The sequence below is a fragment of the Pseudomonas sp. Eth.TT006 genome, from assembly GCF_054456575.1.
The window spans coordinates 285,525-311,624 of sequence record NZ_JBTJEN010000009.1; the positions used below are offsets into that span (position 1 = coordinate 285,525).

General features: G+C 60.2%; 22 protein-coding genes. 10 read left to right on the forward strand and 12 right to left on the reverse strand.

Features of this window, described 5'->3' with window-relative positions; all coding sequences use genetic code 11:
- Nucleotides 1-38: 38 nt before the first annotated feature.
- The 3 genes from ACXR0M_RS16960 to ACXR0M_RS16970 all read right to left on the reverse strand — a co-directional run bounded on the left by ACXR0M_RS16960 (nucleotide 39) and on the right by ACXR0M_RS16970 (nucleotide 4,559).
- Nucleotides 39-1,664: a methyl-accepting chemotaxis protein gene (locus ACXR0M_RS16960; protein ID WP_458832951.1), complete on the reverse strand. Its 1,626-nt coding sequence runs from the start codon at nucleotides 1,662-1,664 to the stop codon at nucleotides 39-41.
- A gap of 389 nt (nucleotides 1,665-2,053) precedes the next feature.
- Nucleotides 2,054-3,193 carry a glycerate kinase gene (locus tag ACXR0M_RS16965; RefSeq protein WP_458832952.1) on the reverse strand — a complete coding sequence of 380 codons (1,140 nt, stop codon included), beginning with the start codon at nucleotides 3,191-3,193 and terminating at the stop codon, nucleotides 2,054-2,056.
- A 244-nt stretch (nucleotides 3,194-3,437) separates the two neighbouring features.
- On the reverse strand, nucleotides 3,438-4,559 hold the full coding sequence (locus tag ACXR0M_RS16970) for a sugar diacid recognition domain-containing protein (RefSeq protein WP_458832953.1): 1,122 nt from the start codon (nucleotides 4,557-4,559) through the stop codon (nucleotides 3,438-3,440).
- Between the two features lie 171 nt (nucleotides 4,560-4,730).
- Between ACXR0M_RS16970 and ACXR0M_RS16975 the strand changes: the two genes are divergently transcribed.
- From ACXR0M_RS16975 to rarD, 4 genes are all read left to right on the forward strand, one after another.
- Nucleotides 4,731-6,041: an MFS transporter gene (locus ACXR0M_RS16975; protein ID WP_458832954.1), complete on the forward strand. Its 1,311-nt coding sequence runs from the start codon at nucleotides 4,731-4,733 to the stop codon at nucleotides 6,039-6,041.
- Nucleotides 6,042-6,204: 163 nt separating this feature from the next.
- Complete coding sequence (locus tag ACXR0M_RS16980; protein WP_458832955.1) at nucleotides 6,205-7,104, forward strand: LysR family transcriptional regulator; 900 nt, start codon at nucleotides 6,205-6,207, stop codon at nucleotides 7,102-7,104.
- Nucleotides 7,105-7,172: 68 nt separating this feature from the next.
- Nucleotides 7,173-8,186 carry an aldo/keto reductase gene (locus ACXR0M_RS16985; RefSeq protein ID WP_458832956.1) on the forward strand — a complete coding sequence of 338 codons (1,014 nt, stop codon included), beginning with the start codon at nucleotides 7,173-7,175 and terminating at the stop codon, nucleotides 8,184-8,186.
- 289 nt (nucleotides 8,187-8,475) lie between these two features.
- Nucleotides 8,476-9,357, forward strand: a complete 882-nt coding sequence (gene rarD / locus ACXR0M_RS16990) for an EamA family transporter RarD (RefSeq protein WP_458832957.1) — start codon at nucleotides 8,476-8,478, stop codon at nucleotides 9,355-9,357.
- 119 nt (nucleotides 9,358-9,476) lie between these two features.
- Here the strand turns inward: rarD and hppD are convergent, their stop codons facing one another.
- Complete coding sequence (hppD, locus tag ACXR0M_RS16995) at nucleotides 9,477-10,553, reverse strand: 4-hydroxyphenylpyruvate dioxygenase (protein ID WP_458832958.1); 1,077 nt, start codon at nucleotides 10,551-10,553, stop codon at nucleotides 9,477-9,479.
- Between the two features lie 472 nt (nucleotides 10,554-11,025).
- Between hppD and ACXR0M_RS17000 the strand changes: the two genes are divergently transcribed.
- Nucleotides 11,026-12,561 (forward strand): EAL domain-containing protein, encoded by a 1,536-nt coding sequence (locus ACXR0M_RS17000; protein ID WP_458832959.1) that lies wholly within the window; start codon nucleotides 11,026-11,028, stop codon nucleotides 12,559-12,561.
- A gap of 234 nt (nucleotides 12,562-12,795) precedes the next feature.
- A complete protein-coding gene (locus ACXR0M_RS17005) occupies nucleotides 12,796-13,161 on the forward strand; it encodes a histone-like nucleoid-structuring protein, MvaT/MvaU family (protein WP_458832960.1) in 366 nt (121 codons plus the stop codon).
- Nucleotides 13,162-13,378: 217 nt separating this feature from the next.
- On the opposite strand, the gene ACXR0M_RS17010 is transcribed toward ACXR0M_RS17005, so the two are convergent.
- On the reverse strand, nucleotides 13,379-13,897 hold the full coding sequence (locus tag ACXR0M_RS17010) for a DUF4946 domain-containing protein (RefSeq protein ID WP_458832961.1): 519 nt from the start codon (nucleotides 13,895-13,897) through the stop codon (nucleotides 13,379-13,381).
- Nucleotides 13,898-14,035: 138 nt separating this feature from the next.
- Between ACXR0M_RS17010 and gloA the strand changes: the two genes are divergently transcribed.
- Complete coding sequence (gene gloA / locus ACXR0M_RS17015; protein ID WP_007963339.1) at nucleotides 14,036-14,557, forward strand: lactoylglutathione lyase; 522 nt, start codon at nucleotides 14,036-14,038, stop codon at nucleotides 14,555-14,557.
- Between the two features lie 173 nt (nucleotides 14,558-14,730).
- Here the strand turns inward: gloA and ahpF are convergent, their stop codons facing one another.
- From ahpF to ACXR0M_RS17030, 3 genes are all read right to left on the reverse strand, one after another.
- Entirely contained in the window at nucleotides 14,731-16,293 is a 1,563-nt protein-coding gene (gene ahpF / locus ACXR0M_RS17020) for an alkyl hydroperoxide reductase subunit F (protein WP_458832962.1), read from the reverse strand.
- A gap of 132 nt (nucleotides 16,294-16,425) precedes the next feature.
- Nucleotides 16,426-16,989 (reverse strand): alkyl hydroperoxide reductase subunit C, encoded by a 564-nt coding sequence (gene ahpC / locus ACXR0M_RS17025; protein WP_458832963.1) that lies wholly within the window; start codon nucleotides 16,987-16,989, stop codon nucleotides 16,426-16,428.
- Between the two features lie 136 nt (nucleotides 16,990-17,125).
- Nucleotides 17,126-18,064 carry a site-specific integrase gene (locus tag ACXR0M_RS17030; RefSeq protein WP_458832964.1) on the reverse strand — a complete coding sequence of 313 codons (939 nt, stop codon included), beginning with the start codon at nucleotides 18,062-18,064 and terminating at the stop codon, nucleotides 17,126-17,128.
- Between the two features lie 178 nt (nucleotides 18,065-18,242).
- On the opposite strand from ACXR0M_RS17030, the gene ACXR0M_RS17035 reads away from it, so the two are divergent.
- Complete coding sequence (locus ACXR0M_RS17035) at nucleotides 18,243-19,259, forward strand: DNA-binding protein (protein WP_458832965.1); 1,017 nt, start codon at nucleotides 18,243-18,245, stop codon at nucleotides 19,257-19,259.
- Here ACXR0M_RS17035 and gorA read toward each other — a convergent pair.
- Nucleotides 19,256-20,614, reverse strand: a complete 1,359-nt coding sequence (gorA, locus tag ACXR0M_RS17040; protein ID WP_458832966.1) for a glutathione-disulfide reductase — start codon at nucleotides 20,612-20,614, stop codon at nucleotides 19,256-19,258. The two genes, ACXR0M_RS17035 and gorA, sit on opposite strands and share 4 nt — an antisense overlap.
- A 186-nt stretch (nucleotides 20,615-20,800) precedes the next feature.
- Between gorA and ACXR0M_RS17045 the strand changes: the two genes are divergently transcribed.
- Both ACXR0M_RS17045 and ACXR0M_RS17050 read left to right on the forward strand, forming a co-directional pair.
- Nucleotides 20,801-23,047, forward strand: a complete 2,247-nt coding sequence (locus ACXR0M_RS17045; RefSeq protein WP_458832967.1) for a TonB-dependent siderophore receptor — start codon at nucleotides 20,801-20,803, stop codon at nucleotides 23,045-23,047.
- A gap of 328 nt (nucleotides 23,048-23,375) precedes the next feature.
- On the forward strand, nucleotides 23,376-23,585 hold the full coding sequence (locus ACXR0M_RS17050) for a hypothetical protein (RefSeq protein WP_458832968.1): 210 nt from the start codon (nucleotides 23,376-23,378) through the stop codon (nucleotides 23,583-23,585).
- Between the two features lie 84 nt (nucleotides 23,586-23,669).
- Here the strand turns inward: ACXR0M_RS17050 and ACXR0M_RS17055 are convergent, their stop codons facing one another.
- The 3 genes from ACXR0M_RS17055 to zapE all read right to left on the reverse strand — a co-directional run bounded on the left by ACXR0M_RS17055 (nucleotide 23,670) and on the right by zapE (nucleotide 25,993).
- Nucleotides 23,670-24,167, reverse strand: coding sequence for a GNAT family N-acetyltransferase (locus ACXR0M_RS17055; protein ID WP_458832969.1), 498 nt, complete (start codon nucleotides 24,165-24,167; stop codon nucleotides 23,670-23,672).
- Nucleotides 24,168-24,275: 108 nt separating this feature from the next.
- The gene (locus ACXR0M_RS17060; protein ID WP_458832970.1) at nucleotides 24,276-24,857 is read right to left on the reverse strand and encodes a DinB family protein; all 582 of its coding nucleotides are present in this window, start codon (nucleotides 24,855-24,857) and stop codon (nucleotides 24,276-24,278) included.
- Nucleotides 24,858-24,874: 17 nt separating this feature from the next.
- Entirely contained in the window at nucleotides 24,875-25,993 is a 1,119-nt protein-coding gene (zapE, locus tag ACXR0M_RS17065; protein ID WP_458832971.1) for a cell division protein ZapE, read from the reverse strand.
- Between the last annotated feature and the right edge of the window lie 107 nt (nucleotides 25,994-26,100).

Here is a 26,100-nt window from a genome sequence, read left to right on the forward strand (position 1 = left end):
CGTCTCCTGATTGCGCGGTCTCCAGCCTTCACCCTATCTCAAATCACAAAACGCGCCACCATCGCATTCAAATCCACCGCCAGGCGCGACAGTTCGTGAGTGGCGGCACTGGTCTGGTTGGCCCCGGCAGCCGATTGCGTGGCCAGATCGCGGATATTGACCAGGTTGCGGTCGACTTCGCGCGAGACCTGCGCCTGTTCTTCCGAGGCGCTGGCGATCACCAGGTTGCGTTCGTTGATCTGATGGATCGACTGGGTGATCTGCTCCAGCGCGATACCGGCGGCGCGGGCCATTTCCAGGGTGGTCTGGGTGCGCTGATTGCTTTGCTGCATCGAAGAAACGGCTTCGCCAGTACCATTCTGGATGCCGGCGACCATTTTTTCGATTTCCTGGGTCGATTGCGCGGTTCGGTGAGCCAAGGCACGCACTTCGTCTGCCACCACCGCAAAACCGCGCCCGGCTTCACCGGCACGCGCCGCTTCGATGGCCGCGTTGAGCGCCAGCAGGTTGGTCTGCTCGGCAATCGCCCGGATCACGTCGAGCACCTTGCCGATGTCGCGGCCCTGTGCGGCCAGACCTTCGATCATCTGTGCGGTGCTCTGCACGTCGTGGGTCATGGTCTGGATCGCATCGACGGTTTTCACCACCTGGTCGCGACCTTCGCGGGCGGCCTGGGTCGACTGGTTCGAGGCTTCGGATGTCGATACAGCGTTGCGCGCCACTTCTTCCACGGCGGCGGTCATTTCGTTGACGGCGGTGGCGGCCTGTTCGATTTCGTTATTCTGCTGCTGCAAGCCTCGCGAGGCCTCTTCGGTGACTGCGCTGAGTTCTTCAGCAGCGGCGCCCAATTGCGTGGCAGAACCGGCGATCTGTTCGATGGTTTTGCGCAGGTTGGTCTGCATCGTCGCCAATGCCTGCAGCAGTTGCGTGGCTTCGTCCTTGCCATCGACTTCGATGGCCTGGGTCAGGTTGCCACCGGCAATGGTTTGCGCCGCCGTCACCGCGCGATTGAGCGGAGTAACAATGCTGCGGGTCAGCAACAACGCCAGCAGGATCGTGGCGAGCGCCGCGACCACCGCGACAATGACGATGCCGGTGATGGCGCTGTCGTAATGCTCGCCGGCCTGATCAGAGGCGGCTTTCGCCCCCGCCGCGTTGATCGCGATCAGCTTGTTGAGCTGCTCGCCCATCTGGTCGGTGCCTTCCTTGATTCGCGTGTTGATCAGCGTGCGCATCTCATCGACCTTGTCCTGACGCGACAGCTCCATCATCTGGTTTTGCGCTTGCAGGTAGTTCTCGAGCGTCGCTGCGAAGGTCTGGTACAAGGCACGCTCATCCGCTCCTGCCGATAACGCGGCGTAGCGGGCCTGAGCACTGCGCACCTTGTCTACCAGCACGCCGATGCGGGTTTGCGCTTCTTGCAGCCCGGCCGGGTCGCGGTTGACCAGAATCCGAAAGGACAGAATGCGCATGCGCAACACGTTTTCCGTCACCACACCCAGGTAGGTGACGCTGGGCAGCTGATTGGTTTCCATGTCGAGGGAGGCCTGGCGAATGGTCGACATGCGATTGACGGCAAACACGCCGAGGACGATCACCAGCAAGGCGATAAAGGCAAAACCGAGGAAGGCACGGGGCGCGATTTTCAGGTTACGCAGGGACATGATAGGACTCTCGGATAGAAGTAACTGCGAGCATCCATGCTGTCATCACCGGCCTTGGGGGTGGGCCGGTGCGGCGTCACGGTTCGAGGGAATCTGTGTGCGCCTGATCTTTGTATCGGCAAGGCTTGAGGAAGGTTTCGGGCGAATCGGCAATATTTTTCAATATATTGCAACAGCGAATCGCTCTTGTTATCGGCCCCTGTAGCGAGGGGATTTATCCCCGATGGGGCGCGAAGCGGTCCCTGCATTCTCGGCAAGAACCAGTCTTCATGAGCTGCCGAAGGCTCGAGCCGCGATCGGACGATCTTTTGATTCTGCTTTTGTAGATCAAGATCAAGATCAAGATCAAGATCAAAAGATCGCAGCCTTCGGCAGCTCCTACACGGGGATCAGTGTCTGGCGGCGATGTGCCAGACGCGGGCGATGTCCGTTGCCCGTTCGCGCAACAGGCGCGGTGCTTCGGCGCAGGCCTGTTCGAGGCTCATCGGGCCGCTGGTCACGGCGAAGGCGGCATCGATGCCGTGTTCGTAGAGTGCCTGATAACCCTCCCCCAACGTGCCGGCGATGACGATCACCGGGACATTCTGTTGCCTGGCGATCCGCGCCACGCCGAACGGGGTTTTGCCACGCAGGGTCTGCGCATCGAAGCGGCCCTCCCCCGTGATCACCAGATCCGCACCGTTGACCGCTGACGCCAGACCGACCAGTTCCGCCACCACCTCCACGCCGGCCTGAAATTGCGCGCCGAGAAACGCCTTGGCGGCAAAACCCAGACCACCTGCCGCACCGCTGCCCGGCTCATCGCGCACGTCCTTGGCCAACGCCTGTGCACAAAGGTCGGCGAAGTGCCCCAGCGCCTGATCCAGTTGTTGCACCTGCGTCGGCGATGCACCTTTTTGCGGGCCGAAAATCGCCGAGGCGCCGTGCGGGCCGCACAGGGGATTGTTGACGTCGGCGGCGATGTCGAAGCGCACCTGAGCCAGACGCGGATCCAGCTCGCTCAGATCCACACGCGCCAGTTGCGCCAAGGCCAGACCGCCGGGCACCAGCGCCTGATCTTGCGCATCCAGCAGTTTGACCCCGAGTGCCTGCATGGCCCCGGCGCCGCCGTCGTTGGTGGCGCTGCCGCCAATCGCCAGAATCACCCGCTGCGCGCCGGCATCCAGCGCGGCGCGAATCAGTTCGCCGGTGCCGAAGGTGCTGGTGATGCAGGCGTCGCGCTGCCCCGTCGGGACGAGTTGCAAGCCACTGGCCTCGGCCATCTCGATGATCGCGGTGTGGTTATGCGGCAGCCAGCCCCACGCCGCCTCGACCGCCGTGCCCAGCGGTCCGCGCACCCGGGTGCGACGCAATTCGCCTGCGCAGGCGGCCAGAATAGACTCCACCGTGCCCTCGCCGCCATCGGCCATCGGGCATTTGACCAGCGTCGCCTGCGGCCAGACTTGCGCCAGTCCCAGAGCAATTGCGTCGGCAACGCCTTGGGCACTCAGGCTGTCCTTGAACGAATCGGGGGCGATGACGATCTTCATGCGAATTCTCCAGTTCCAATGCACCTCATGCTGCCAGTCGGCCCGCACATTGACGCCGGTCGGCTGCACAAGCGCGGTGGGGGTTTATTGTTCATTTCTACAAAGCCCGGAGATTGAGGCTGAATGTTACGACCCTATCGCTGGCAAGCCAGCTCCCACAGGTTTCGGGTTGATCACACAATGTGTGGTCACTGGAGATCCTTGTGGGAGCTGGCTTGCCAGCGATGGCGTCACCAAGAACACCTCAGATCGCTGGATCAGTCTGCGGCAACAACTGCACCCCCAGATACAACGCCAGCATCCCGTCCAGCCGCAACGGATCTACCCCGCTCAGTTCGGCAATCCGTTCCATGCGGTAACGCAGGCTGTTGCGATGAATGCCCAGCGCATCGGCGCAGGCCTGGCTCTGGCCGTCGTGTTCGCACCAACTGCGCAGGGTCGCGAGCAATTGGCCGTTGCTGTCCCTGGCGATGACTTTACGCAACGGTTTGAGCAGTTCGTCCAGCGCATCATCGTTGCGATGGCGCCAGAGCATCACCGGCAAGCGGTAGCGATTGAGCGTCAGCAAACGCGAGCTGGGCAGCACGTCGCGGCCATAGGCGAGCAGATCGCCGACCCGCCGATAGCAACGACGCAACCCGGCCAGTCCGTCCGCTTGCCCACCGACAGCGATGCGCAAAATATTCCAGCCGAGGCTGTCGAGCTTTTCCAGCAGACGATCATGCTCAACCGTCTGACTCGCCGGGCGGCACCACAGCAGCGACGACTTGGCCGAACTCACGCACCAACTGTCCGGGTAGCGCGAGGTCAGCCACGCGCTCAAGGCCTCGACGGTTTGCCCCGGACCGTGTTCCAGACCCAGCTCGAACAAATACGGCACCCGGGTCAATTGCGGTTTGAGGCCAAGTTGCTGCGCTTCATCGACCAGACGCGGCGAGTCCCCGGCTTCACTGAGCAGCAACGCCAACAGATCATCGCAACGCTGGCGCCGCCATTGCTGTTCGGCCTGCTGATTGCGCTGGCCTACGAGCATTTCCGCGGTCATGCGCACCAGTTCGGCGTAGGTGCGCAGTTGCTCCGGTTCGCCGGTGATGCCGAGCACGCCGATCAGACGCTGGTCGAGCAGCAGCGGCAGGTTGATCCCCGGCTGCACCCCTTTCAGATGCACTGCGGTTTGCGCATCGATCTCCACCACGCGCCCGTTGGCCAGCACCAGTTGCGCGCCTTCGTGACGGGTGTTGATGCGCTCCGGCTCGCCACTGCCGAGGATCAACCCCTGGCTGTCCATGACGTTGACGTTGTAGGGCAAAATGGCCATGGCCCGGTCGACGATATCCTGAGCGAGGTCGTGATCGAGTTCGAACATGATCGGCAAATCCTTAAGCAACGGCGGCGGACGGTTGTTCACCCGCACAGGGTCTGGCGCCAAACCCTGTGCTCAGGCACAAAGACAATCCGGCCACAGGTGGCCGAGACTCTCGGGGCGATCAACGTTAACCTGTGCATCGCAAAAAATCATAATAAAGAGAGAGCCGCCATGTCGCAGAGCGCCGCTGCCACCCCGACCACTGACGACGGTAAAAACGCCGTCTACAAACGCATTACCCTGCGTTTGATCCCCTTCATCTTCGTCTGCTACCTGTTCAACTACCTCGACCGGGTCAACGTCGGCTTTGCCAAGCTGCAGATGCTCGATGCACTGAAGTTCAGCGAAACCGTGTACGGCCTCGGTGCCGGGATTTTCTTCATCGGCTACGTGCTGTGCGGCGTTCCGAGCAACCTCGCCCTGACTAAATTTGGTCCACGGCGCTGGATTGCGCTGATGATGATCACCTGGGGCACGTTGTCGACCTGCCTGTTGTTCGTCACCACCCCGACCCAGTTCTACACCTTGCGCCTGTTCACCGGTGCGGCCGAAGCCGGGTTCTTCCCGGGTGTGGTGTTGTATCTTTCGCAGTGGTTCCCGACCTTCCGCCGGGGGCGGATCATGGCGCTGTTCATGTCGGCGATCCCGGTCTCGGGCCTGCTCGGCAGCCCGTTCTCCGGCTGGATCCTCAATCACTTCGCTGCCGGGCAAGGCGGACTGGCCGGCTGGCAGTGGATGTTCCTGCTACAAGGCATTCCAACGGTGATCCTCGGCGCCCTCGCCTACTTCCTCCTCAGCGACAACTTCGCCAACGCCAAATGGCTGAGCGCCCATGAGCGTGCGGTGCTCGAAGCCGATCAGGCCGAAGACCTGGCAAACAAACCGCAAACAACCTCCGATTCGCTGCTGGCGGTGTTCAAGAACCCGGCGATCTGGGCGTTTGGCCTGATCTACTTCTGCATCCAGAGCGGCGTGTACGCGATCAACTTCTGGCTGCCGTCGATCATCAAGAACCTCGGTTTCAGCGATAACCTGGTGATCGGCTGGTTGAGCGCGATTCCGTACCTGCTGGCGGCAGTGTTCATGTTGCTGGTCGGGCGCTCGGCAGACTTGCGCAAAGAACGCCGCTGGCATCTTGTTGTACCGATGCTGATGGGCGCCATCGGTCTGCTGATTGCGGTGAACTTCGCCGCCAATCCGCCGATTGCGATTCTCGGTCTGACCATCGCCACCATGGGCGCGCTCACCGGCCTGCCGATGTTCTGGCCGGTGCCAACCGCCATGCTGAGCGCGGGCGCGGCGGCCGGTGGCCTGGCGTTGATCAACTCGATGGGGCAGATGGCCGGTTTCCTCAGCCCGTACCTGGTCGGTTGGGTCAAGGACAGCACCGGCTCGACCGATGCGGCGTTGTATTTGCTGGCGGCGGTGATTGTCGGCGGGAGTCTGCTGGCGTTGCGCATGACCCGCACGTTGCGCGCTTGATCAGGCTTTTTTAAGCGCAAAAGATCGCAGCGTTCCGCAGCTCCTACACGGGATGATGTAACCCTGTAGGAGCTGCGGAACGCTGCGATCTTTTGCTTTTTCGAACTTGCCAATCCTGGAAAAATCCCGCAAAACCGCGATGATCTTTAAAGGATTTTTACCAATGAGCTCGATTCTCGATCTGGAGATCTTCGTCCGCGTCGCCGATGCCGGCAGTATCTCGGCGGCTGCCCGCACTCTGGAGTTGACACCCGCCGCTGCCAGCATTGCGCTGAAACGCCTGGAAACCCGCCTCGGCAGCCGCCTGTTCGCTCGCTCCACCCGCAGCATGCGCCTCACCGAGGAAGGACGGCGTTATCTGGACAGCGTGCGTATCGCCCTCGGTGCACTGGCCGAAGGCGAGCAGGCGCTCAAGCAGCACGGCGCAGGCCTCAGCGGCGTGCTGCAACTGGCCGCGCCCTCGGACTTCGGGCGCAATGTGTTGCTGCCGTGGCTCGACGATTTCAAGCGCGAACACCCGAATATTCAGCTGCAATTGCTGCTCAACGATCGTCACGCCGATCTCTTCCGCGAAACCGTGGATGTCGCGTTGCGCTTTGGCGTGCCGAGCGATTCGACACTGGTGGCGTTGCCGATACTGCCAGCGCATCGACGCGTCGCCTGTGCCAGTCCCGGCTATCTGGCCCGACACGGCACACCGCAACATCCCGCGCAATTGCGCGAGCACAGCGCCCTGCTCTATCTGCGCCATGGCCGGCCTTACAACACCTGGTGCTTCAGTCGCGGGGATGAAACGCTGGAAATCGAGGTGCAGGGCGACTATTTGAGCGACGACGGTGAAGTCGCCCGCCGTTGGGCGCTTTGCGGGCACGGCATCGCCTGCAAGGCCTGGCTGGACGTCGCCGAAGATGTGCGCGCCGGGCGGCTGGTGACACTGTTCGATGACTGGCACGGCGAAAGCGTGCCGTTCAATCTGCTCTGTCCGCATCGACTGCAGGTGTCCGAGCGGGTGCGGGTGTTGCAGGCATTCTTGCAGGCCCGCTGCGCGTTACTCAGCCGATAATTCACTTTGCCGCGTCGCACGCTTCTGGTATTTGATGGGTGTTTTCCCACCGATAAAAGGATTTCGGCATGAGCTATCGCACACTGGGGCACTCGGGGTTGCAGGTATCTACCCTCACCCTCGGCACGATGATGTTTGGCGAGCAGACCAGCGCTGAAGATTCGCTGCGCATCATCGACAAGGCCTGGGATCAGGGCATCAATTTCATCGACACCGCCGACGTTTATACCCAAGGTCGCTCGGAGGAGATCGTCGGCGAAGCGATTGCCCGTCACCGACATGAATGGGTGCTGGCGACCAAGGTCGGTTTCGGCCCGGTGGATGGCGTGCCGAACCGCAGCGGTCTGAGCCGCAAACACATTTTCAACGCACTGGAGGCGAGCCTGACGCGCCTCGGCACCGATTATGTCGACATCTATTACCTGCACCGCGAAGATCACAACACGCCGCTGGAAGTGACGGTTTCGGCAATTGGCGACCTGATCCGCCAAGGCAAGATCCGTTACTGGGGCCTGTCGAACTATCGTGGCTGGCGGATTGCCGAGGTGATTCGTCTGGCCGACCAGCTCGGTGTCGATCGTCCGGTGATCAGCCAGCCGCTGTACAACATCGTCAACCGCCAGGCCGAGACCGAGCAGATCACCGCCGCGCAAACTTATGGTCTGGGCGTGGTGCCTTACAGCCCGCTGGCCCGGGGCGTGCTCAGCGGCAAATACGCACCGGACGTGACCCCGGACGCCAACAGCCGCGCCGGGCGTCAGGACAGACGCATTCTGGAAACCGAATGGCGCGTGGAATCGCTGCGCATCGCCCAGCAGATCCAGCAATACACCCAGGGCCGAGGGGTCGGCATGGTCGAGTTCGCGATTGCCTGGGTGCTGAACAACAGCGCGGTGACCTCGGCGATTGTCGGCCCGCGTACCGAACAGCAGTGGGACGCGTACACCAAGGCGCAGGCGGTGCAGATCACGGCGCAGGATGAAGCGTTTATCGATTCGCTGGTGACACCGGGGCATGCGTCGACACCGGGGTTTAATGATGTGAGCCATTTTGTGCCGGGCCGCAATTCGCGCTCGGCGTGAGATTGCTACCCTCACCCTAGCCCTCTCCCGGAGGGAGAAGGAACCGATTGGGGGATATTGAGGCCAGGCATTTGCCTGAGACATTCGTGGTGAATCCATAATCGCCTCGGTCGTTCATGTCGCTGATTGTCGTAAGCCATCCCGAATCAGTCCCCTCTCCCTCTGGGAGAGGCTTAGGGTGAGGGGCTTTTGAGGTTGTGTGGGAAATATTGATCACGCGGCCAATATTCAGCACAAAAACCACGTATCCTGCGCGCCTCGTTTGATCACCCCCCCCCGCGAGGACAGTTTGTCTAAAGGTATCGCTTTATCGGTTTCAGCCTCGGTGCTGTTTGCCGTCATGTATTACTACACCTCGCTGCTCACTCCGTTGAGCGGCGTGGAAATCTTTGGTTGGCGCATGCTGCTGACGGTGCCGTGCATGACCGTGTTCATGCTGGTGTCCGGCGAATGGCGGCGGGTGCTGGAATTGCTGCGGCGGGTGGCGGCGAATCCGAAGCTGATCGCTGGCCTGATCGTTTCCTCGGCGTTGCTCGGCGCGCAGTTGTGGTTGTTCATGTGGGCGCCGCTCAACGGCTATAGCCTCGATGTGTCGCTGGGCTATTTCCTGCTGCCATTGGCGATGGTCCTGACCGGGCGCATTGCTTACGGCGACAGCCTGTCGTATCTACAGAAAGTCGCAGTGTTTTTTGCCACCGTGGGTGTGGCCAACGAGCTGTATCGGGTCGGCGGATTTTCCTGGGCGACCCTGCTGGTCGTGGTCGGCTACCCGTTGTACTTCGTGCTGCGCAAACGCCTGAAGAGCGATCACCTCGGCGGCTTGTGGGTCGACATGACGCTGATGCTGCCGGTGGCGTACGGGTTCGTGCGCGGCGGCGAGCAAGGCTTTGGCGTGTTCGATCAGTACCCGGGGCTGCTGTGGCTGATTCCGCTGCTCGGCCTGATCAGTGCGTCGGCGCTGGTGGTGTACATCATTGCCAGCCGCTTGCTGCCGTTCAGCCTGTTCGGTCTGCTCAGTTATGTCGAACCGGTGTTGCTGCTTGGCGTGGCGTTGTTGCTCGGCGAAAGTATCAAGGCCGGTGAATGGCTGACCTACATTCCGATCTGGCTGGCGGTGGTGGTGCTGGTGTTTGAAGGCTTCAAGCATCTGATGCGGCAACGCAGACCCTGAAAGCAAAAGATCGCAGCCTGCGGCAGCTCCTACAGGAAACGCATTCCACTGTAGGAGCTGCCGCAGGCTGCGATCTCTTGATTTGGAAAAGCCTGGCACACGCCAGGCTTTTTTACGGATTACTCGGTAGCAAGCACACCACGACGCACCTGATCCCGCTCGATGGATTCGAACAGGGCCTTGAAGTTACCCTCGCCGAAACCATCATCGCCTTTGCGCTGAATGAACTCGAAGAATACCGGGCCCATCAGGGTTTCCGAGAAGATCTGCAGCAGCAGGCGCTTGTCTTCTTTATCCGACGCACCGTCGAGCAGGATCCCGCGCGACTGCAGTTGGTCCACCGGCTCGCCGTGGTTCGGCAGACGACCTTCGAGCATTTCGTAGTAAGTGTCCGGCGGTGCGGTCATGAAGCGCATGCCAATCTTCTTCAACTGATCCCAGGTCTTGACCAGATCGTCGGTGAGGAACGCCACGTGCTGGATGCCCTCGCCGTTGAACTGCATCAGGAACTCTTCGATCTGCCCGGCGCCCTTGGACGACTCTTCGTTGAGCGGGATGCGGATCATGCCGTCCGGCGCGGTCATCGCTTTCGAGGTCAGGCCGGTGTATTCGCCCTTGATGTCGAAGTAGCGGATCTCGCGGAAGTTGAACAGCTTCTCGTAGAAGTTGGCCCAGTAGGCCATGCGTCCGCGATACACGTTGTGGGTCAGGTGGTCGATGATCTTCAGGCCGGCACCGACCGGGTTGCGGTCAACGCCTTCGATGAACACGAAGTCGATGTCATAGATCGAGCTGCCTTCGCCGAAACGGTCGATCAGGTACAGCGGCGCGCCGCCAATGCCCTTGATCGCCGGCAGATTGAGCTCCATCGGGCCGGTTTCGATATGGATCGGCTGAGCGCCGAGTTCCAGGGCACGCTTGTAGGCTTTCTGCGAATCCTTGACGCGGAACGCCATGCCGCACACCGACGGGCCATGCTCGGCGGCAAAGTACGAGGCCACGCTGTTCGGTTCGTTGTTGAGGATCAGGTTGATCGCGCCCTGACGGTACAGGTGCACGTTCTTCGAGCGGTGGGTCGCGACCTTGGTGAAGCCCATGATCTCGAAGATCGGCTCCAGGGTGCCGGGAGTCGGCGATGCGAACTCGATGAATTCAAAGCCCATCAGGCCCATTGGGTTTTCGTATAAATCGGTCATGGTGACGCCTCATCATTCTTATCAAATTAACCAGGGCTATTTGTCAGTAATGCTGAGGCCGGCGGGAGGGGCGCAGGAGATTCCGCGCACACTGCGGGCGAGGAAGTCACCATAGATCAGTTGAAACCCGAATATCTTCATTGTCGACCCAAGGCTCTTGCGGGCGAGGCTTCTGCTGCCAGAAGACGATTATTATTGTATGCGTAAACCGATTCTACACAGCGTAAATACGCTTGTCTGCCCTGCCTATAAAATCCGCCTTTATCGCGCCGGTGCAAGGGGTTTGTTGCCGGCGGCGCGAGTCGGGTCACGTTGTGCTGGCTTTATCGAACAGCGACATGGATCTGACAAGCTTGTACAGCACAAGCATCAGCGGCCATCTATCATGCCTGGTGGCTCAGCTGTTTTTCAGCGGCGCGCCGTTGCCAGGCCTGCGTTCGAGCGTTTCTCCCTCCGCAACAAGGATGTGCCCATGCCCTTGACCGCCAGACCCCGCCGCCAACGTAGCGTGCGCAATTGTGTGACCCTGCTCTGCGGTCTGCTGCCCGTGCTGTTGGGCATCGGAATTCTGTATATGCAGGCAGAACGGGCCTTGCGGCAAAGCACACGCCAGACCGCCGATGAGGCGTTGCGCCAGTTCGAACTGATGCTCGACAACACCGCGCAGGCCGCCAGCACTTTACTGCCACTGGCCGGCCAGCCCTGCGCCAACGTGGAACTGGCGCTGCGCGAACAGGTGACCCGCCGGCCTTTCGTGCGCTCGACCAATCTGGTGTGGGACAACAACCTCTATTGCAGCTCGCTGTTCGGTGAGTTCAAGGAAGCCGTCAATCCGGGCGACTACACCGAGGGCAAGTTGTGGTTGATGAACGGCAATCCCGTCACGCCCAACACTGCACTGCTGGTGTATCGGCTCAGCGAGGGGCGCGGCGGCGCGTTGACCACGCTCGATGGTTATCATCTGAGCAACATGCTGCGCCTGATCGGCCGGGATACGCTGTTATTGCTGCAGGTCGGCGACAACTGGCTGTCCGCGGATGGCAAGGTGCAACAGGGTGCATTGCCCGCACTGCCGGTCGCGCAAAGCCTGCTCGCCTCTTCGCGCTACGCCTTCAGTGTCCGTGCCGGTTTTGCCCAAGGTGAAACCTGGCGCTACATGGCCGACGAATACCCGCCGTTGTTCAGCCTGCTGATGTTTTTCGGGGTAATCTCGGGCGCCATCGGCCATATCGTGCAACGACGCTCCACTTCGCCCAGTCATGAAATGCAGCGGGCGTTGGAGGCTGGCGAGTTCATCCCGTACTTTCAGCCGGTGGTGCATGGCGACAGCAAAAAGTGGTCCGGTGCTGAAGTGCTGATGCGCTGGAAACATCCCAAGGAAGGACTGGTGCGCCCGGACCTGTTCATCCCGTTCGCCGAACATTCAGGCCTGATCGTGCCCATGACCCGCGCCCTGATGCAGCAGACTGCCGCCCTGCTCGGCCCGTTGTCTGCAGACTTCGACAAACCTTTCCATATCGGCATTAATATCACCGCCAGCCATTGCCTGGACCTGGAGCTGGTCGACGACTGCCGCGCGTTTCTTGGCGCGTTCGTCCCCGGCAGCGTCAACCTGGTGCTGGAGTTGACCGAGCGCGAACTGGTCGAGCCGACCGACATCACTCATCAGCTCTTCGAGCAGTTGCATGCGCTGGGCGTAATGATCGCCATCGACGACTTCGGAACCGGGCATTCGAGCCTGGGCTACCTGCGAGCCTTCAACGTCGATTTTCTCAAGATCGATCAAAGTTTCGTGGCAATGATCGGGATTGATGCGCTGTCGCGGCATATTCTCGACACGATTATCGAACTGTGCGCCAAACTCGATCTGGGTATTGTTGCTGAAGGTGTAGAGACCCAGGCGCAGGCTGACTATTTGACCGCGCATCAGGTCAACTTCCTGCAGGGCTATCTTTTCGCAAAACCCATGCCCGCTGCCGACTTCATCGCCGCATTAAGTCATCATTAACTAAAAATGATTTAACCTGCCCACTGCCAACAGACGCACCAATTTGATACAAAACACCACTGTTGTTACATGAGGACAACAACAGGATTTACTCTTGGCGCATTAACTACTACAATTTTTTCAGCCTGTGCAAGATTGACAGGTGAGCCATTATCACCGAGTCGCTTCAAGGCTCTTGGCTTACAGCTTTGTTTGCGGTTGGTATCAGCCAAACACACTATTGGAGTAAAGATATTGTCCAGACTCGCTGAATTTCGTGCAGCTGAAAAGGCCCTTCAGGAACAGCTCAAGCAGCTGGAATCGCTGAAGAACGATGCCGGGCTCAAGAAAGAAATCGAATTCGAAGAAAAGCTCCAGGGGCTGATGAAAACCTACGGCAAGGGCCTGAAAGACATCATCGCCATTCTCGATCCGAACCCGGGCAAAGCTGGTCTGCAAGTGCCTGCTGCGCCGAAAACCCGCCGTGCTCGCGTGGTCAAGGTTTATCAGAACCCGCACACTGGCGAACTGATCGAAACCAAGGGCGGCAATCACCGCGGCCTGAAAGCCTGGAAAGAACAGTACGGTGCAGCTACCGTCGATTCCTGGTTGCGCGGTTGATCTTGCGCCAACAAACAAGCCCTGCTTTATGCAGGGCTTTTTTTTCGACAATATCTAACAAAAGCAACGATTTCCTTGAAACTAGTTGTGATGCTGCTGTAACACCCGCGACACTCAGCTAAACATTTTGCACCGGGATGTTGCCACGGCAACCTGTACTAAACTTTGTGCTTAATTCCTTCGCGCATCTAATACCCGGCGGGCAGCAAACAGAAGCTTAAAGTTTCAGGCTGTTTCTCGCCGCGACGATTTCGTCGGCGCTCGCCTTATAAACCTCAGCCTGCCCCGCGTAAGAAAGTACATAGGCCTTTTGTGCATCGACCGCCGCGACCAGTGTTTGCGACAACACATGCCGGCCGTTTTCAGTGATCGTGCAGGTGGTTTCCAGTGCATCCAGAGTGCCGAGTTTCGCCGCGTGCACCTTATTGCAAACGCTTTGATAACCGCCCTGGAAGAAGTCCTTCTGAATCGACTTGCGCATCTCCAGCAGAACCCCCGGAACATTGACCTGATGGCCAGCCTCGACCTGAGTCATGGTCAACTCCATCACCATCACCTGATTGCCGTCAGCATCGGTTTTAACCGCGCGCTGACGGGACACCTGCGGCGGCGTGTCAGGCAATGCCTCGACCTCCCAGCCCGCAGGCCAGGTGATGCTCGGCGGATCGGCCCATGCCGAACCGGCGAGCAGCGACAAAAAAACACAAACGAACAGCGTTTTGAACGGTCGGATCATTACCGGAAGCACTCGCAGATTGAGCGCTGAAGTCTGAGGCCCACCCGGCTACAGAGCAAGCCGCGCATTCGGTTTGGCGCTGCCGGCCGGCATGCGTATCATTGCGCCATTCACTCGCCCCATTGTTACGGAGGGCCCATGAGCCTACACGAACTGAACACTTTCCCCGGCGTCACTGCCACCCCGGATAGCGCAACCCGCAACTTCGTTTTCAACCACACCATGCTGCGTGTGAAGGACATTACCAAGTCGCTGGATTTCTACACCCGCGTCCTGGGGTTCTCGCTGGTCGAGAAGCGCGACTTCCCGGAAGCCGAATTCAGCCTGTACTTCCTCGCCCTGGTTGACAAGGCGCAGATCCCGGCCGACGCCGCCGCCCGCACCGAGTGGATGAAGTCGATTCCCGGCATTCTGGAACTGACTCATAACCACGGCACCGAAAACGATGCCGACTTCGCCTACCACAACGGCAACACCGATCCGCGTGGCTTTGGCCACATCTGCATCTCGGTACCGGACATCGTTGCCGCGTGCGCGCGTTTCGAAGAGCTGGGCTGTGACTTCCAGAAGCGTCTGACTGACGGCCGCATGAAGAGCCTGGCGTTCATCAAGGACCCGGATGGCTACTGGGTTGAAATCATTCAGCCTGCACCGCTGTAACTGACTGCATAAACCCCTGTAGGAGCGAGCCTGCTCGCGATAGCGGTGTACCAGCCAATGAAATGTTGAATGTAAAACCGCTATCGCGAGCAGGCTCACTCCTACAATTGAATAGGCGCCAGACATAAAAAACCCGTGATCGCTCACGGGTTTTTCGTTTCAGCGGCTACCGATTACGCCGGAGCCGAAGTGCGGATCAAGTGATCGAACGCGCTCAGCGAAGCCTTGGCGCCCTCGCCCACCGCGATCACGATCTGCTTGTACGGCACGGTGGTCACGTCACCGGCAGCGAAGATGCCCGGAATCGACGTCTCGCCACGGTTATCAACGATGATTTCACCGCGCGGCGACAGCTCGATGGTGCCTTTGAGCCAGTCGGTGTTGGGCAGCAGACCGATCTGTACGAAGATCCCTTCCAGCTCGACCGTGCGCAGCTCGTCACTGTTGCGATCCTTGTAGCGCAGGCCGTTGACCTTCTCGCCGTTACCGGTGACTTCAGTGGTTTGCGCACTGGTGATCACGGTCACGTTCGGCAGGCTGTGCAGCTTGCGTTGCAGCACGGCGTCGGCGCGCAGTTGCACATCGAACTCCAGCAAGGTCACGTGCGCCACGATACCGGCCAGGTCGATGGCCGCTTCAACGCCGGAGTTACCGCCACCGATTACCGCCACGCGCTTGCCTTTGAACAGCGGACCATCGCAGTGCGGGCAGTACGCCACGCCTTTGTTGCGGTATTCCTGCTCGCCCGGCACGTTCATTTCACGCCAGCGCGCACCGGTCGCCAGAATCACGCTCTTGGCTTTAAGGGTCGCACCACTGGCGAAGTGCACTTCGTGCAGGCCACCGTTGATGCTCGGGATCAGCTTGTCGGCACGTTGCAGGTTCATGATGTCGACGTCGTATTGCTTGACGTGTTCTTCCAGCGCAGTCGCCAGTTTCGGGCCTTCGGTTTCCTGTACGGAAATGAAGTTCTCGATGGCCATGGTGTCGAGCACCTGGCCGCCGAAACGCTCGGCTGCGACACCGGTGCGAATGCCTTTACGCGCTGCATAGATGGCGGCCGAAGCGCCGGCCGGACCGCCGCCGACTACCAGCACATCAAAGGCTTCTTTGGCGCTGATTTTCTCGGCCTGACGCTCGATGGCACCGGTGTCGAGTTTGGCGAGGATTTCTTCCAGGCCCATGCGGCCCTGACCGAAGTTTTCACCGTTGAGGTAGATGCTCGGCACGGCCATGATCTTGCGATCGTTGACTTCGTCCTGGAACAACGCGCCGTCGATGGCGACGTGACGGATGTTCGGGTTCAGCACCGCCATCAGGTTCAGCGCCTGGACCACGTCCGGGCAGTTCTGGCACGACAGCGAGAAGTAGGTTTCGAAGCTGAACTCGCCCTTGAGCGAACGGATCTGTTCAATCACTTCGACACTGGCCTTCGATGGGTGGCCGCCGACTTGCAGCAGCGCCAGCACCAGAGAAGTGAATTCGTGGCCCATCGGGATGCCGGCGAAACGCAGGCTGATGTCGGCACCGGGGCGATTGATCGAGAACGACGGTTTGCGGGCATCATCGCCGCTGTCGATCAGAGTAATGTGGCTGGAAAGACTGGCAACGTCTTTCAGCAGGTCAAGCATTTCCCGGGATTTCGCACCGTCGTCGAGGGAAGCAACGATCTCGATCGGCTGGGTGACCCGTTCCAGGTACGATTTCAACTGGGCTTTAAGATTGGCGTCCAACATACGGGCGATCTCCTGTGTCTTTATTCGAGGCGAAAAAAAGCCCGAGCGAATCTCGCCCGGGCTTTTTCAAAGGGCGGTGCAGCTTACTGAAGCAGGTGCGGAGTTCCGCCCTGGGTAGCGTGTCTCACAGACTCAGATCTTGCCGACCAAGTCCAGCGACGGTGCCAGAGTGGCCTCGCCTTCTTTCCACTTGGCCGGGCAAACTTCGCCTGGGTGAGCAGCAACGTACTGGGCAGCCTTGATCTTGCGCAGCAGCTCGGTAGCGTCACGGCCAACGCCGCCATCGTTCAGTTCAACGATTTTGATCTGGCCTTCTGGGTTGATCACGAAGGTGCCACGGTCAGCCAGACCCGCTTCTTCGATCAGTACGTCGAAGTTGCGGGAGATGGCGTGGGTCGCGTCGCCGATCATGGTGTACTGGATTTTGCCGATGGCTGGCGAAGTGTTGTGCCAGGCAGCGTGAGCAAAGTGGGTGTCGGTCGAAACGCTGTAGATTTCCACGCCCAGCTTCTGGAATTCGGCGTAGTTGTCTGCCAGGTCTTCCAGCTCGGTCGGGCATACGAAGGTGAAATCGGCTGGGTAGAAGAACACTACGGACCATTTGCCTTTCAGGTCAGCGTCCGAGACTTCCACGAAGTTGCCGTTTTTGAATGCGGTAGCTTTGAACGGTTTTACTTGGCTGTTGATGATAGGCATTGATGACTCTCCGTCAGGGTTGTGAATTCGATGGGTGAATCCTACCCACTCACTGGACGGATGGCTCATTGGCAAACCTGATGCTGGTGATTTGTTTTCGCTATTAGCCGACTGTATTAATAGAAGAAAACCGTATCTACGACGTCAGCGGCTGGTCCGCGATCCGCGCCATCCCGTGAAAGGGGCTGGCTTCAACATAGCGCATGGCTGACTTCATATCCTTCCAGCCGACGTAACTCATCAGCGACTTCAGGTCCCAGCCGCTCTGATGCGCCCACGTGGCAAAGCCGCGACGCAGGGAATGGCTGGTGTAGCGCTCGGCAGCGATCCCGGCGCGCTCCAGCACCTGGCGCAATAACGGAATGATGCTGTTCGCGTGCAAGCCCTCCTCGCTCAGATGCCCCCAGCGGTCGATGCCGCGAAACACCGGGCCGCGCACCAGCGCCGCTTCGGTGATCCAGTCAACGTAGGCCTGCACCGGACACAGCTTGAGCAGCGCCGGCGCCTGGTAAGTCTGCCCGAGGTTTTCGCGGTCGCCCTTGCTGCGCGGCAGGTACAGGGTGATGCCGCGCCCGGCGTGCGCCTGCACATGCTCGATCTGCAGACGGCACAACTCGTCACTGCGAAAGCCGCGCCAGAAGCCCAGCAGGATCAGCGCCCGGTCGCGACAGGCCTTGAGCAACCGCGGGCGATCCTGTTGCTGACGGGCGCTGCTGATTTCCTGCTCCAGCCAGTCGACCACTTGTTGCAGATCATGCAGCTGCAGCGGTTCGGCCTGTTTCTCCTGCGCCGGGTGCAGCGCGCGTATGCCTTTGAACACCTTGCGCACCACCGGCGCCTTGGTCGGGTCGGCAAAACCCTGACTGTTGTGCCATTGCGCCAACGCCGAGAGACGCAGCTTCAGCGTGTTGATCGATAGCGCCCCGGCATGCTCGACCAGATAACGCGCAACGCTGTCAGCGGTCGCCGGCAGGAAACCGCCCCATTTCACTTCAAAGTGTTCAATCGCCGAGCGATAGCTGCGGCGGGTGTTGTCGCGGGTGGCGGCTTGCAGATAGCGATCGATATCGCTCATGGACAGGTTTCTCGCTGGCGTACGGGTTCGGGGGCTTCAAAGCAGCATTTAAGCAGCTGACATTGGGTAATACCAGTATATCCCGCCTGTGTTTAATCAAATATTTCAGATTATTTTCAGCATGGTACACTGCGTACTTTGGTGGCATGTACCACAGTACGTAATGGTAGGAGTTGACATGGCCCGTGGCGGCGTAAACAAAGCAGTGGTTCAGATAGCGCGCACAGCGATTCTGGCTCGAGGCGAACACCCGAGCATCGATGCAGTACGCATTGAACTGGGCAATACCGGCTCAAAAACCACGATCCATCGTTATCTGAAAGAGCTGGATGACGGCAGCCAACCGGTCGAAGCGTCCGCAGAACCGATCAACGACGAGCTGACGGCGCTGGTCTCGCGCCTCGCCCAGCGCCTGAAAGAACAGGCGCAAGAGCCGATCGAACAGGCCCGCGAGCAGTTCGCCGAACAGCGTGAAGCGCTGGAAGCAGAATTGAAGCAGGTGCGCCAGGCACTCGAACAACTGGAGCAACAGCACGACATTCAAGGCGCGGCGCTGGCCAAGGAATCCGAAGCGCTGAACGAAACCCGTTCGATGCTGCAGACCGAACAGACGCGCAACGCCGGACTGAACCAGGCACTGGCCGACTTCGAATTGCGCTTGCAGGACAAGGACGAGCAGATCCGCTCGCTGGAAGAAAAGCACCTGCACGCCCGCGATGCGCTGGAGCACTACCGCAACGCCAGCAAAGAGCAGCGCGAGCAGGAACAGGCGCGCCACGAAGGCCAACTGCAGCAATTGCAGATGGAGCTACGGCAGGCGCAACAAAGTGCGCTGGTGCGGCAGGACGAAATCACTCAGCTGCACCGCGACAACGAACGCCTGCTTACCGAAAACCGCGGCACCCAGCGCGAACTGAGCCTGCTACAGGATCAGCTCAAGCACAGCAACCAGCGTCAGGATCAATTGCTGGAACAGGCCAATCGCGTCGACAGCGAGCGCACCCTCCTCCAGGAACGCCTGCGCGTGGCGCTGCTGGAAAGTCAGACTCTGAAGCAGGATGCCGATGAACAGCGGCAACTCAATCAGACCCTTGAAAAGGAACTGACCAAGACTCAGGCGAGCCTCGAAGACAGCTTGCGTCTGGCCGCTACCGTTGCGGCAGCGCCAGACGCAGCCAAGTCGAAGGGCGCTTAGGCGCCGACCGGTGTACGCAGGGTGACGAACTCTTCGGCGGCCGTCGGGTGAACCCCGATCGTGTCGTCGAAGTCACGCTTGGTAGCGCCAGCCTTCAGCGCAATCGCCAGACCCTGAACGATCTCGCCGGCATCCGGGCCGACCATGTGGCAGCCGAGGACTTTGTCGGTATTGGCGTCGACCACCAGCTTCATCAGGGTTTTCTCCTGACACTCGGTCAGCGTCAGCTTCATCGGGCGGAAGCGGCTCTCGAAAATCACCACCTCGTGCCCCGCTTGCCGCGCTTCTTCTTCGGTCAGGCCGACCGTGCCGATGTTCGGCAGGCTGAACACCGCCGTCGGGATCATCTTGTAGTCCACCGGCCGGTATTGCTCAGGCTTGAATAGACGCCGCGCCACCGCCATGCCTTCGGCCAGCGCCACCGGCGTCAGTTGCACCCGACCGATCACGTCGCCGAGCGCCAGAATCGACGGCTCGCTGGTCTGGTATTGCTCGTCGACCTTGATGAAGCCTTTGTCGGTGAGCTGCACATCGGTGTTTTCCAGGCCCAGGTTGTCCAGCATCGGACGGCGCCCAGTCGCGTAGAACACGCAGTCGGATTCGAGCACGCGACCATCCTTGAGGGTCGCTTTCAGGCTGCCGTCAGGCTGTTTGTCGATGCGCGCGATGTCGGCATTGAATTGCAGGTCCATGCCGCGCTTGCTGAGCTCTTCCTGCAGATGCTTGCGCACCGAGCCATCGAAACCGCGCAAGAACAGATCGCCGCGATACAGCAGCGTGGTGTTCGCGCCCAGACCATGGAAGATCCCGGCGAACTCAACCGCAATGTAACCGCCACCCACCACCAGTACCCGTTTCGGCAGTTCCTTGAGGAAGAACGCCTGATTGGAACTGATCGCATGCTCGTGCCCCGGAATCTCCGGAATCTGCGGCCAGCCACCGGTGGCGATCAGGATATTTTTCGCGGTGAAACGCTCACCGTTGACCTCGACCTCATGCGGGCCGACGATCTTCGCGTGCGCCTCGTGCAGGGTCACGCCGCTGTTGACCAGCAGGTTGCGATAAATGCCGTTGAGGCGATTGATCTCGCGATCCTTGTTGGCGATCAGGGTCGCCCAGTCGAAGTTCGCTTCCCCCAGATTCCAGCCAAAACCGGACGCCTGTTCGAAGTCTTCGGCGAAATGCGCGCCGTACACCAGCAGTTTCTTCGGCACGCAGCCGACGTTGACGCAGGTACCGCCCAGGTAACGGCTTTCGGCCACCGCCACTTTCGCGCCGAATCCGGCGGCAAAGCGCGCCGCACGAACACCGCCGGAACCGGCACCAATCACATAAAGGTCAAAATCGTAGGCCATTGCTCTCTCCTCGGCAGGCCATCAGCATACCCGCCGCGTGCCATTGGGCAAGCGCTGTGCGCAGCTTTTCAGCCTGCGCGACACATCTTCAAATAACAATATTTCTCGTTTAACCCTAAATCGCCGTGCTGCCCCTCGTCTTTGAACCAACGGATTTTTCCCATCGAAGACAAGGAGTCGGCAGCGATGTTTGCGCCCATCACCCGTTCCATGACCCTCACATTCGGCCTGTGCAGTGCCGCGCTGAGCCCCGAGCTGCTGGCAGAAAACGTCCCTGAAAAAGACCCGCCATCCGCCGCTCCGGCGCTGGAACTGGCCGCCACCAGCGTCAGCGCCGAAGGCTTGGGACTGAACACCGAAAACACCGCGGCCTACACCACCGGCGCGATGAGCACGGCGACGCGGCTGAACCTGTCGATCAAGGAAACCCCGCAATCGGTGTCGGTGGTGACGCGTCAGCAAATGGACGATTTCAAACTCGGCACATTGTCAGAGGCCATGAGCCAGACCACCGGCATCGTCGTGCAGCACAACGATTCGGACCGGGTCAGCTATTCGGCGCGCGGCTACCCGATCAACAACTTCCAGATCGACGGAATGCTGAACACCTTCAGCTACATGAAGTCCGACGCCGACACCATCATCTACGACCGGATCGAAGTGGTGCGCGGCGCGACCGGGCTGACCACCGGCGCGGGCGATCCCTCGGCGACGATCAACATGGTGCGCAAACGCCCGACCGCACAGTTGCAGGCGCTGGCGGGGGTCAGCGGCGGCAGTTATGACGACTACTACAGTTACGTCGATGTCGGTGGGCCGCTGGCGTTCGATGGCCGTTTACGCGGGCGCACGGTGCTGGCCTATCGCGACAGCCAGTCGTTGCGCGACAAGTACGCGCTGCAACGTGAGGTCGGCTACGGCATCCTCGAAGCCGACCTGACGGACTCCACCGTTCTCGCCGTCGGTTATGACTATCAGGACAAACAGGTTCAAGGCACGTCCTGGGGCACCGTGCCGTACTGGAATGCCGACGGCGGCAAAGCCGGACTCGGGCGTTCGACCAACATGGCCACCTCCTGGAGCTCCTGGCCACTGCGCGACAAAACCGCGTTCGCCACCCTCGATCAGCAACTGGCAGGCGGCTGGCAGCTGAAAGCCGCCTACACCCATCGCAAAAGCGACACTGACGGCAAGATCTACTACGGCGGTGGTGGCTTCCCCGAAGCCGACCGCAGCGGCATGTCCGCCTACACCGGTCATATGGCCGGTGATCAAAGCATGCAGGCTTACGACTTGAATGTCTCCGGCCCCTACTCGCTGCTCGGGCGCGAGCACGAAATGATGTTCGGCTACGGCGAAGCCGAACGTCGCTCGGATGATCCGTACACGATTGCCGGCGCATTGCCCGCCGGCTACGAAAACATCCGCGACTGGAAGTACATGGGCGACATCGGCAAATTCCCCGACACCGTGACCGGCCTCAGCGGCTCCAAGGATTACACCCGGCAAAAGGCCGGCTACCTGGCGACACGCTTGAGCCTGAGCGATGACCTGCACGCGGTACTCGGCAGCCGCTACGGCAGCTGGAAAACCGCGAGCAGCACCAGCACCTACGATGACAATCTGCAATTGAGCGGCGTCGATAAAACCCGCCAGCAACACAACGACATGTGGACGCCCTACGCCGGCCTGCTCTACGACCTGACGCCGCAATACACGGTGTACGTCAGCTACACCGACATTTTCAAACCGCAAACGCAGCGCGATGCCAGTCGCCGATACCTGGAGCCGGTGGTCGGCAGCAACTATGAGGTAGGACTCAAGGGCAGTCTGCTGGAGGAACGCCTGAACGTTTCCACGGCGCTGTTCTGGAGCAAGCAGGACAACGTCGCCGAACTCGACGACTCGGTGGCACCGGACCCGGTCACTGGCGAGCAGTTCTTCAAATCCGGCGGCAAAGGCAACAAGGTCAATGGCTTCGAAGCGGAAGTGTCCGGCGAAGTGCTCGACGGCTGGAACATGACCGCTGGCTACACCTACACCCACTCGGTCAACGGTGACCAACAGCGCACCAACACCAATCAGCCGCTGAACCTGTTCCGCCTGTCCAGCGCCTATCGCCTGCCTGGCAACTGGCACGCGCTGACCGTCGGTGGCGCGGTGAATTGGCAGAGCGATGTGTATGGCGCGTCCAATCGTCCGGTCGGCCGTGGCGCCAATGGGCGGATCATCACCGAACGCGCGCGGATCAATCAGGAGGCCTACACCGTGGTCAAGCTGATGTCGCGCTACGAGTTCGACCAGCATCTCTCGGCGTCGCTGAACGTCGACAACCTGTTCGACAAGAAGTACTACGACAACGTCGGCTTCTATAACGGCGTGTATTGGGGTGATCCGCGCACGGTGACGCTGAGCCTGGACTGGAAGCTCTGACCGATCCGATTCATGCCTTCCTGTGGTGAGTAATGTTGTTAACCCCGAGTTAATTCCTCGCCGGGACACTGTGCCCCGAGTTCTGCTTCATGGACGAACGGCTCAATCTTCAGGACTCTGTTAGTCAAACTGGAAACCCGATCCCCCTGTGGGAGCGAGCTTGCTCGCGAAAGCGTCCGGTCAGGCGACAAAAATGTTGGATGACATACCGTCTTCGCGAGCAAGCCCGCTCCCACAGGGGATTGAGGTAAATCTGAAATGAAGAGCTATCCAAGACTGAGTGTTGTCTTGTACCTGCCGGCTCCCACGTTTTTCAGTTGGAGACACCATGAAACGCACCACCCTTATTCTCGCCGGGCTACTCGCCCTCGGATCCGCCAGCGCCTTTGCCGAGGGCGGCGCCGAACGCATGCGGCATTACTACGACAACTTCCCGGTGCACAGCGCGCGGAGTGCACCGCAGACCGATGCCAAGTCCACGGAATTGAAGGTTCCAGACGATCAGACCGCGCAAGTCACCGAGTCCGGACGTCACTGATTCACCGAGCAACCGATGGACCTCCGATGGCCCCGCTCTGGCCTCGGAGACGACAGTTGGGCGCCCTGTGTGGGGCGCCTTTTTTTATGCCTGCAGATCCTTGATCCAGAACAGCATGCGGCCATGCTCCGGGTTGAACATTCCGGGGGCGAAACCGAATTTGCGGTAGGAGTTCTGTGCGACCTCGTTGCCTTCCAGCACTTCGAGGGTGATCTTGCAGCACCCGCGCTGACGGGAGATGTCCTCTACCTTGCGCAGCATTTTCTGACTCAGGCCGAGACCGCGAAATTTCGCCACCACCGCCACGTCATGCACATTGACCAGCGGCTTGCAGGCAAACGTCGAGAACCCTTCAAAGCAGTTCACCAGCCCTGCCGGTTCACCACCGACAAACGCCAGCACACTGAAGGCATGCGGCCGGCGCGCCAGTTCTTCAGGCACGCGCCGTAGCAGTTCCGGGTCCAGCGACTCGCCGGCACCCATGGGATCTTCTGCGTAGTGATTGAGCACGATGCCGATGGCTTCGGCGTGCACTGGATTGGTATAGCTGGCTTGCAACACAAGAATTTCTGCGGAATCCATTTCCATCCCCGATCATGGCCCCGGTGCGCAAGGTGCACACCTGAAAGGCTGCTTGACCTTAACGCGAGGCTGCTGCAGCCACAACCGGGTTTTTTTGATTTTCCGGCATCAATGGCCCCAGATCAGCTCTTCAGTCCAGCCCAGTTCGGCAAAGTCCTGCGCACGCAATCCACTTTCGCCGACACAGAAAAACTCATCCAGCTGCGGCGGTTTCACCGAGGTTGCGCTGAGCATTCCGTGCACCTGTCCCCGATGATGAATCTGGTGCTCGAACAAATGCGAAAGCATGCGCAAGCGACTGTCGTGCTGCGGCGTGTCCCGGGCGATGGTGACGAGTCGCCCCAGATCGGCATCGCGCAGTTGTTCACAATAAGCGATCAATCGCCGGTCCACGTGAGCCTGCTCATCGCGCAGCGCCGCGGCCTCGGTAAACGGCTCATCACGGTTGAAAAACACATAGCAATCCGGGTGCGGTTCGTCACCGCGCAACTCGCGTTCCAGCGCATCAACGTAGAACCAGTCGCAGGTCAGAATGTGATTGAGGGTGAGGCGGATGCTCGGGAAAAAACTCACTCGTGGCGCCGCCAGAGCTTCAGCGTCGAGCTGGCTCCAGGCTTTGCCGAGACGATGATTGGCCCACGCGTTCTGGTAGGCCATGGTCAGTAAATGATGCGACAACGGTTGGCTCATGCTCGCGCCCTCTTCGCTCAGGATTCGGCAAAACGCTGCAGCTGCATCTCCTGCAAACGGCTGAGGGTGCGCCGGAACGGGAATTCCAGATAGCCCTCGGTGTACAGCGCCGGCATCGGCACCTGCGCCTCGATGTACAGCGGGACTTTGCGGTCGTAACACTCGTCAACCAAGGCAATGAAGCGGCGCACACCGTCGTCGTGGACCGACAATTGCGGCAGCTCGCGGTCACCTGCGACCACCTGCGCCGAGGCGTCTTCGGTACCGCGGGCGATGCGCCCCTCGCGTTTCTGCGCGCTGAGGTTCGGCACCTCGCTCAACAGAATAGACCGATAGCGGTCGCACAATGCGATGAAGTCCATGGCGGCGAACGGTTGCTCGCAGAGATCGGCGTAACGGCACCAGAGCACCGTGTCGCTGGCCTGCACCACGTTCAATGTCCGATGGCCGACCGGCACTGGCTCAGCGCTGGCAGGCTGCCCGGCATTCAGCGTCTGGAATACCGGCTCCAGCGCACTTTGCTGGCCCGGCGCGGCGACAAAATACCGCTGCAGCCCCGCGCCCGGATGCAGGCGGTGATCCTCGGCGCCGTTCACCGCCACCACTTGCATGTGCGCCTTGATCGCGGCAATCGCCGGGACAAAACGATCACGGTTGAAACCATCGGCGTACAGCTCATCCGGCGGCAGGTTGGAGGTGCAGACCACCACTACGCCTTCATCGAACATCACCTGAAACAGGCGGCCGAGAATGATCGCGTCGCCGATGTCGTTGACGAACAGCTCATCAAAACACAGCACCCGCACTTCGGCGGCCAGCTCCTTGGCCAGCGCCCGCAACGGATCAGCGATCCCGGTCAGCTGGAACGAGCGCTGATGCACCCAGCCCATGAAATGATGAAAGTGCTGACGGCGCGCCGGCACCCGCAGGCTCTGATAGAACTGATCCATCAACCAGGTCTTGCCGCGCCCGACCGGGCCCCACAGATACACGCCGGTGACTGAGCGGGCGCCGCTGTGCAAGGCTTCATGGCATTTTTGCAGCGCCCACACCGCGTGCTCCTGAGCCTCATCCTGGATGAAACCCTTGTGCTCGATCGCGTGTTGCCAGGCGCTTAGGGGGGAGTCGAAAGTCATGCGCGGCAGTATGCCATGAAGATTGTATGGAAATGGTGCGCTTCTGTAGGAGCTGCCGAAGGCTGCGATCTTTTGATCTTTTAAAAAACAAAGTCAAAAGATCGCAG

Coding starts and splice junctions, on each gene's coding strand:
- ACXR0M_RS16960 (WP_458832951.1), bottom strand. CDS start 1,664: ATGTCCCTGCGTAACCTGAAAATCGCGCCCCGTGCCTTCCTCGGTTTT.
- ACXR0M_RS16965 (WP_458832952.1), bottom strand. CDS start 3,193: ATGAAGATCGTCATCGCCCCCGATTCGTTCAAGGACAGCCTGAGTGCC.
- ACXR0M_RS16970 (WP_458832953.1), bottom strand. CDS start 4,559: ATGTTCGAACTCGATCACGACCTCGCTCAGGATATCGTCGACCGGGCC.
- ACXR0M_RS16975 (WP_458832954.1), top strand. CDS start 4,731: ATGTCGCAGAGCGCCGCTGCCACCCCGACCACTGACGACGGTAAAAAC.
- ACXR0M_RS16980 (WP_458832955.1), top strand. CDS start 6,205: ATGAGCTCGATTCTCGATCTGGAGATCTTCGTCCGCGTCGCCGATGCC.
- ACXR0M_RS16985 (WP_458832956.1), top strand. CDS start 7,173: ATGAGCTATCGCACACTGGGGCACTCGGGGTTGCAGGTATCTACCCTC.
- hppD (WP_458832958.1), bottom strand. CDS start 10,553: ATGACCGATTTATACGAAAACCCAATGGGCCTGATGGGCTTTGAATTC.
- ACXR0M_RS17000 (WP_458832959.1), top strand. CDS start 11,026: ATGCCCTTGACCGCCAGACCCCGCCGCCAACGTAGCGTGCGCAATTGT.
- ACXR0M_RS17010 (WP_458832961.1), bottom strand. CDS start 13,897: ATGATCCGACCGTTCAAAACGCTGTTCGTTTGTGTTTTTTTGTCGCTG.
- gloA (WP_007963339.1), top strand. CDS start 14,036: ATGAGCCTACACGAACTGAACACTTTCCCCGGCGTCACTGCCACCCCG.
- ahpF (WP_458832962.1), bottom strand. CDS start 16,293: ATGTTGGACGCCAATCTTAAAGCCCAGTTGAAATCGTACCTGGAACGG.
- ahpC (WP_458832963.1), bottom strand. CDS start 16,989: ATGCCTATCATCAACAGCCAAGTAAAACCGTTCAAAGCTACCGCATTC.
- ACXR0M_RS17030 (WP_458832964.1), bottom strand. CDS start 18,064: ATGAGCGATATCGATCGCTATCTGCAAGCCGCCACCCGCGACAACACC.
- ACXR0M_RS17035 (WP_458832965.1), top strand. CDS start 18,243: ATGGCCCGTGGCGGCGTAAACAAAGCAGTGGTTCAGATAGCGCGCACA.
- gorA (WP_458832966.1), bottom strand. CDS start 20,614: ATGGCCTACGATTTTGACCTTTATGTGATTGGTGCCGGTTCCGGCGGT.
- ACXR0M_RS17045 (WP_458832967.1), top strand. CDS start 20,801: ATGTTTGCGCCCATCACCCGTTCCATGACCCTCACATTCGGCCTGTGC.
- ACXR0M_RS17050 (WP_458832968.1), top strand. CDS start 23,376: ATGAAACGCACCACCCTTATTCTCGCCGGGCTACTCGCCCTCGGATCC.
- ACXR0M_RS17055 (WP_458832969.1), bottom strand. CDS start 24,167: ATGGATTCCGCAGAAATTCTTGTGTTGCAAGCCAGCTATACCAATCCA.
- ACXR0M_RS17060 (WP_458832970.1), bottom strand. CDS start 24,857: ATGAGCCAACCGTTGTCGCATCATTTACTGACCATGGCCTACCAGAAC.
- zapE (WP_458832971.1), bottom strand. CDS start 25,993: ATGACTTTCGACTCCCCCCTAAGCGCCTGGCAACACGCGATCGAGCAC.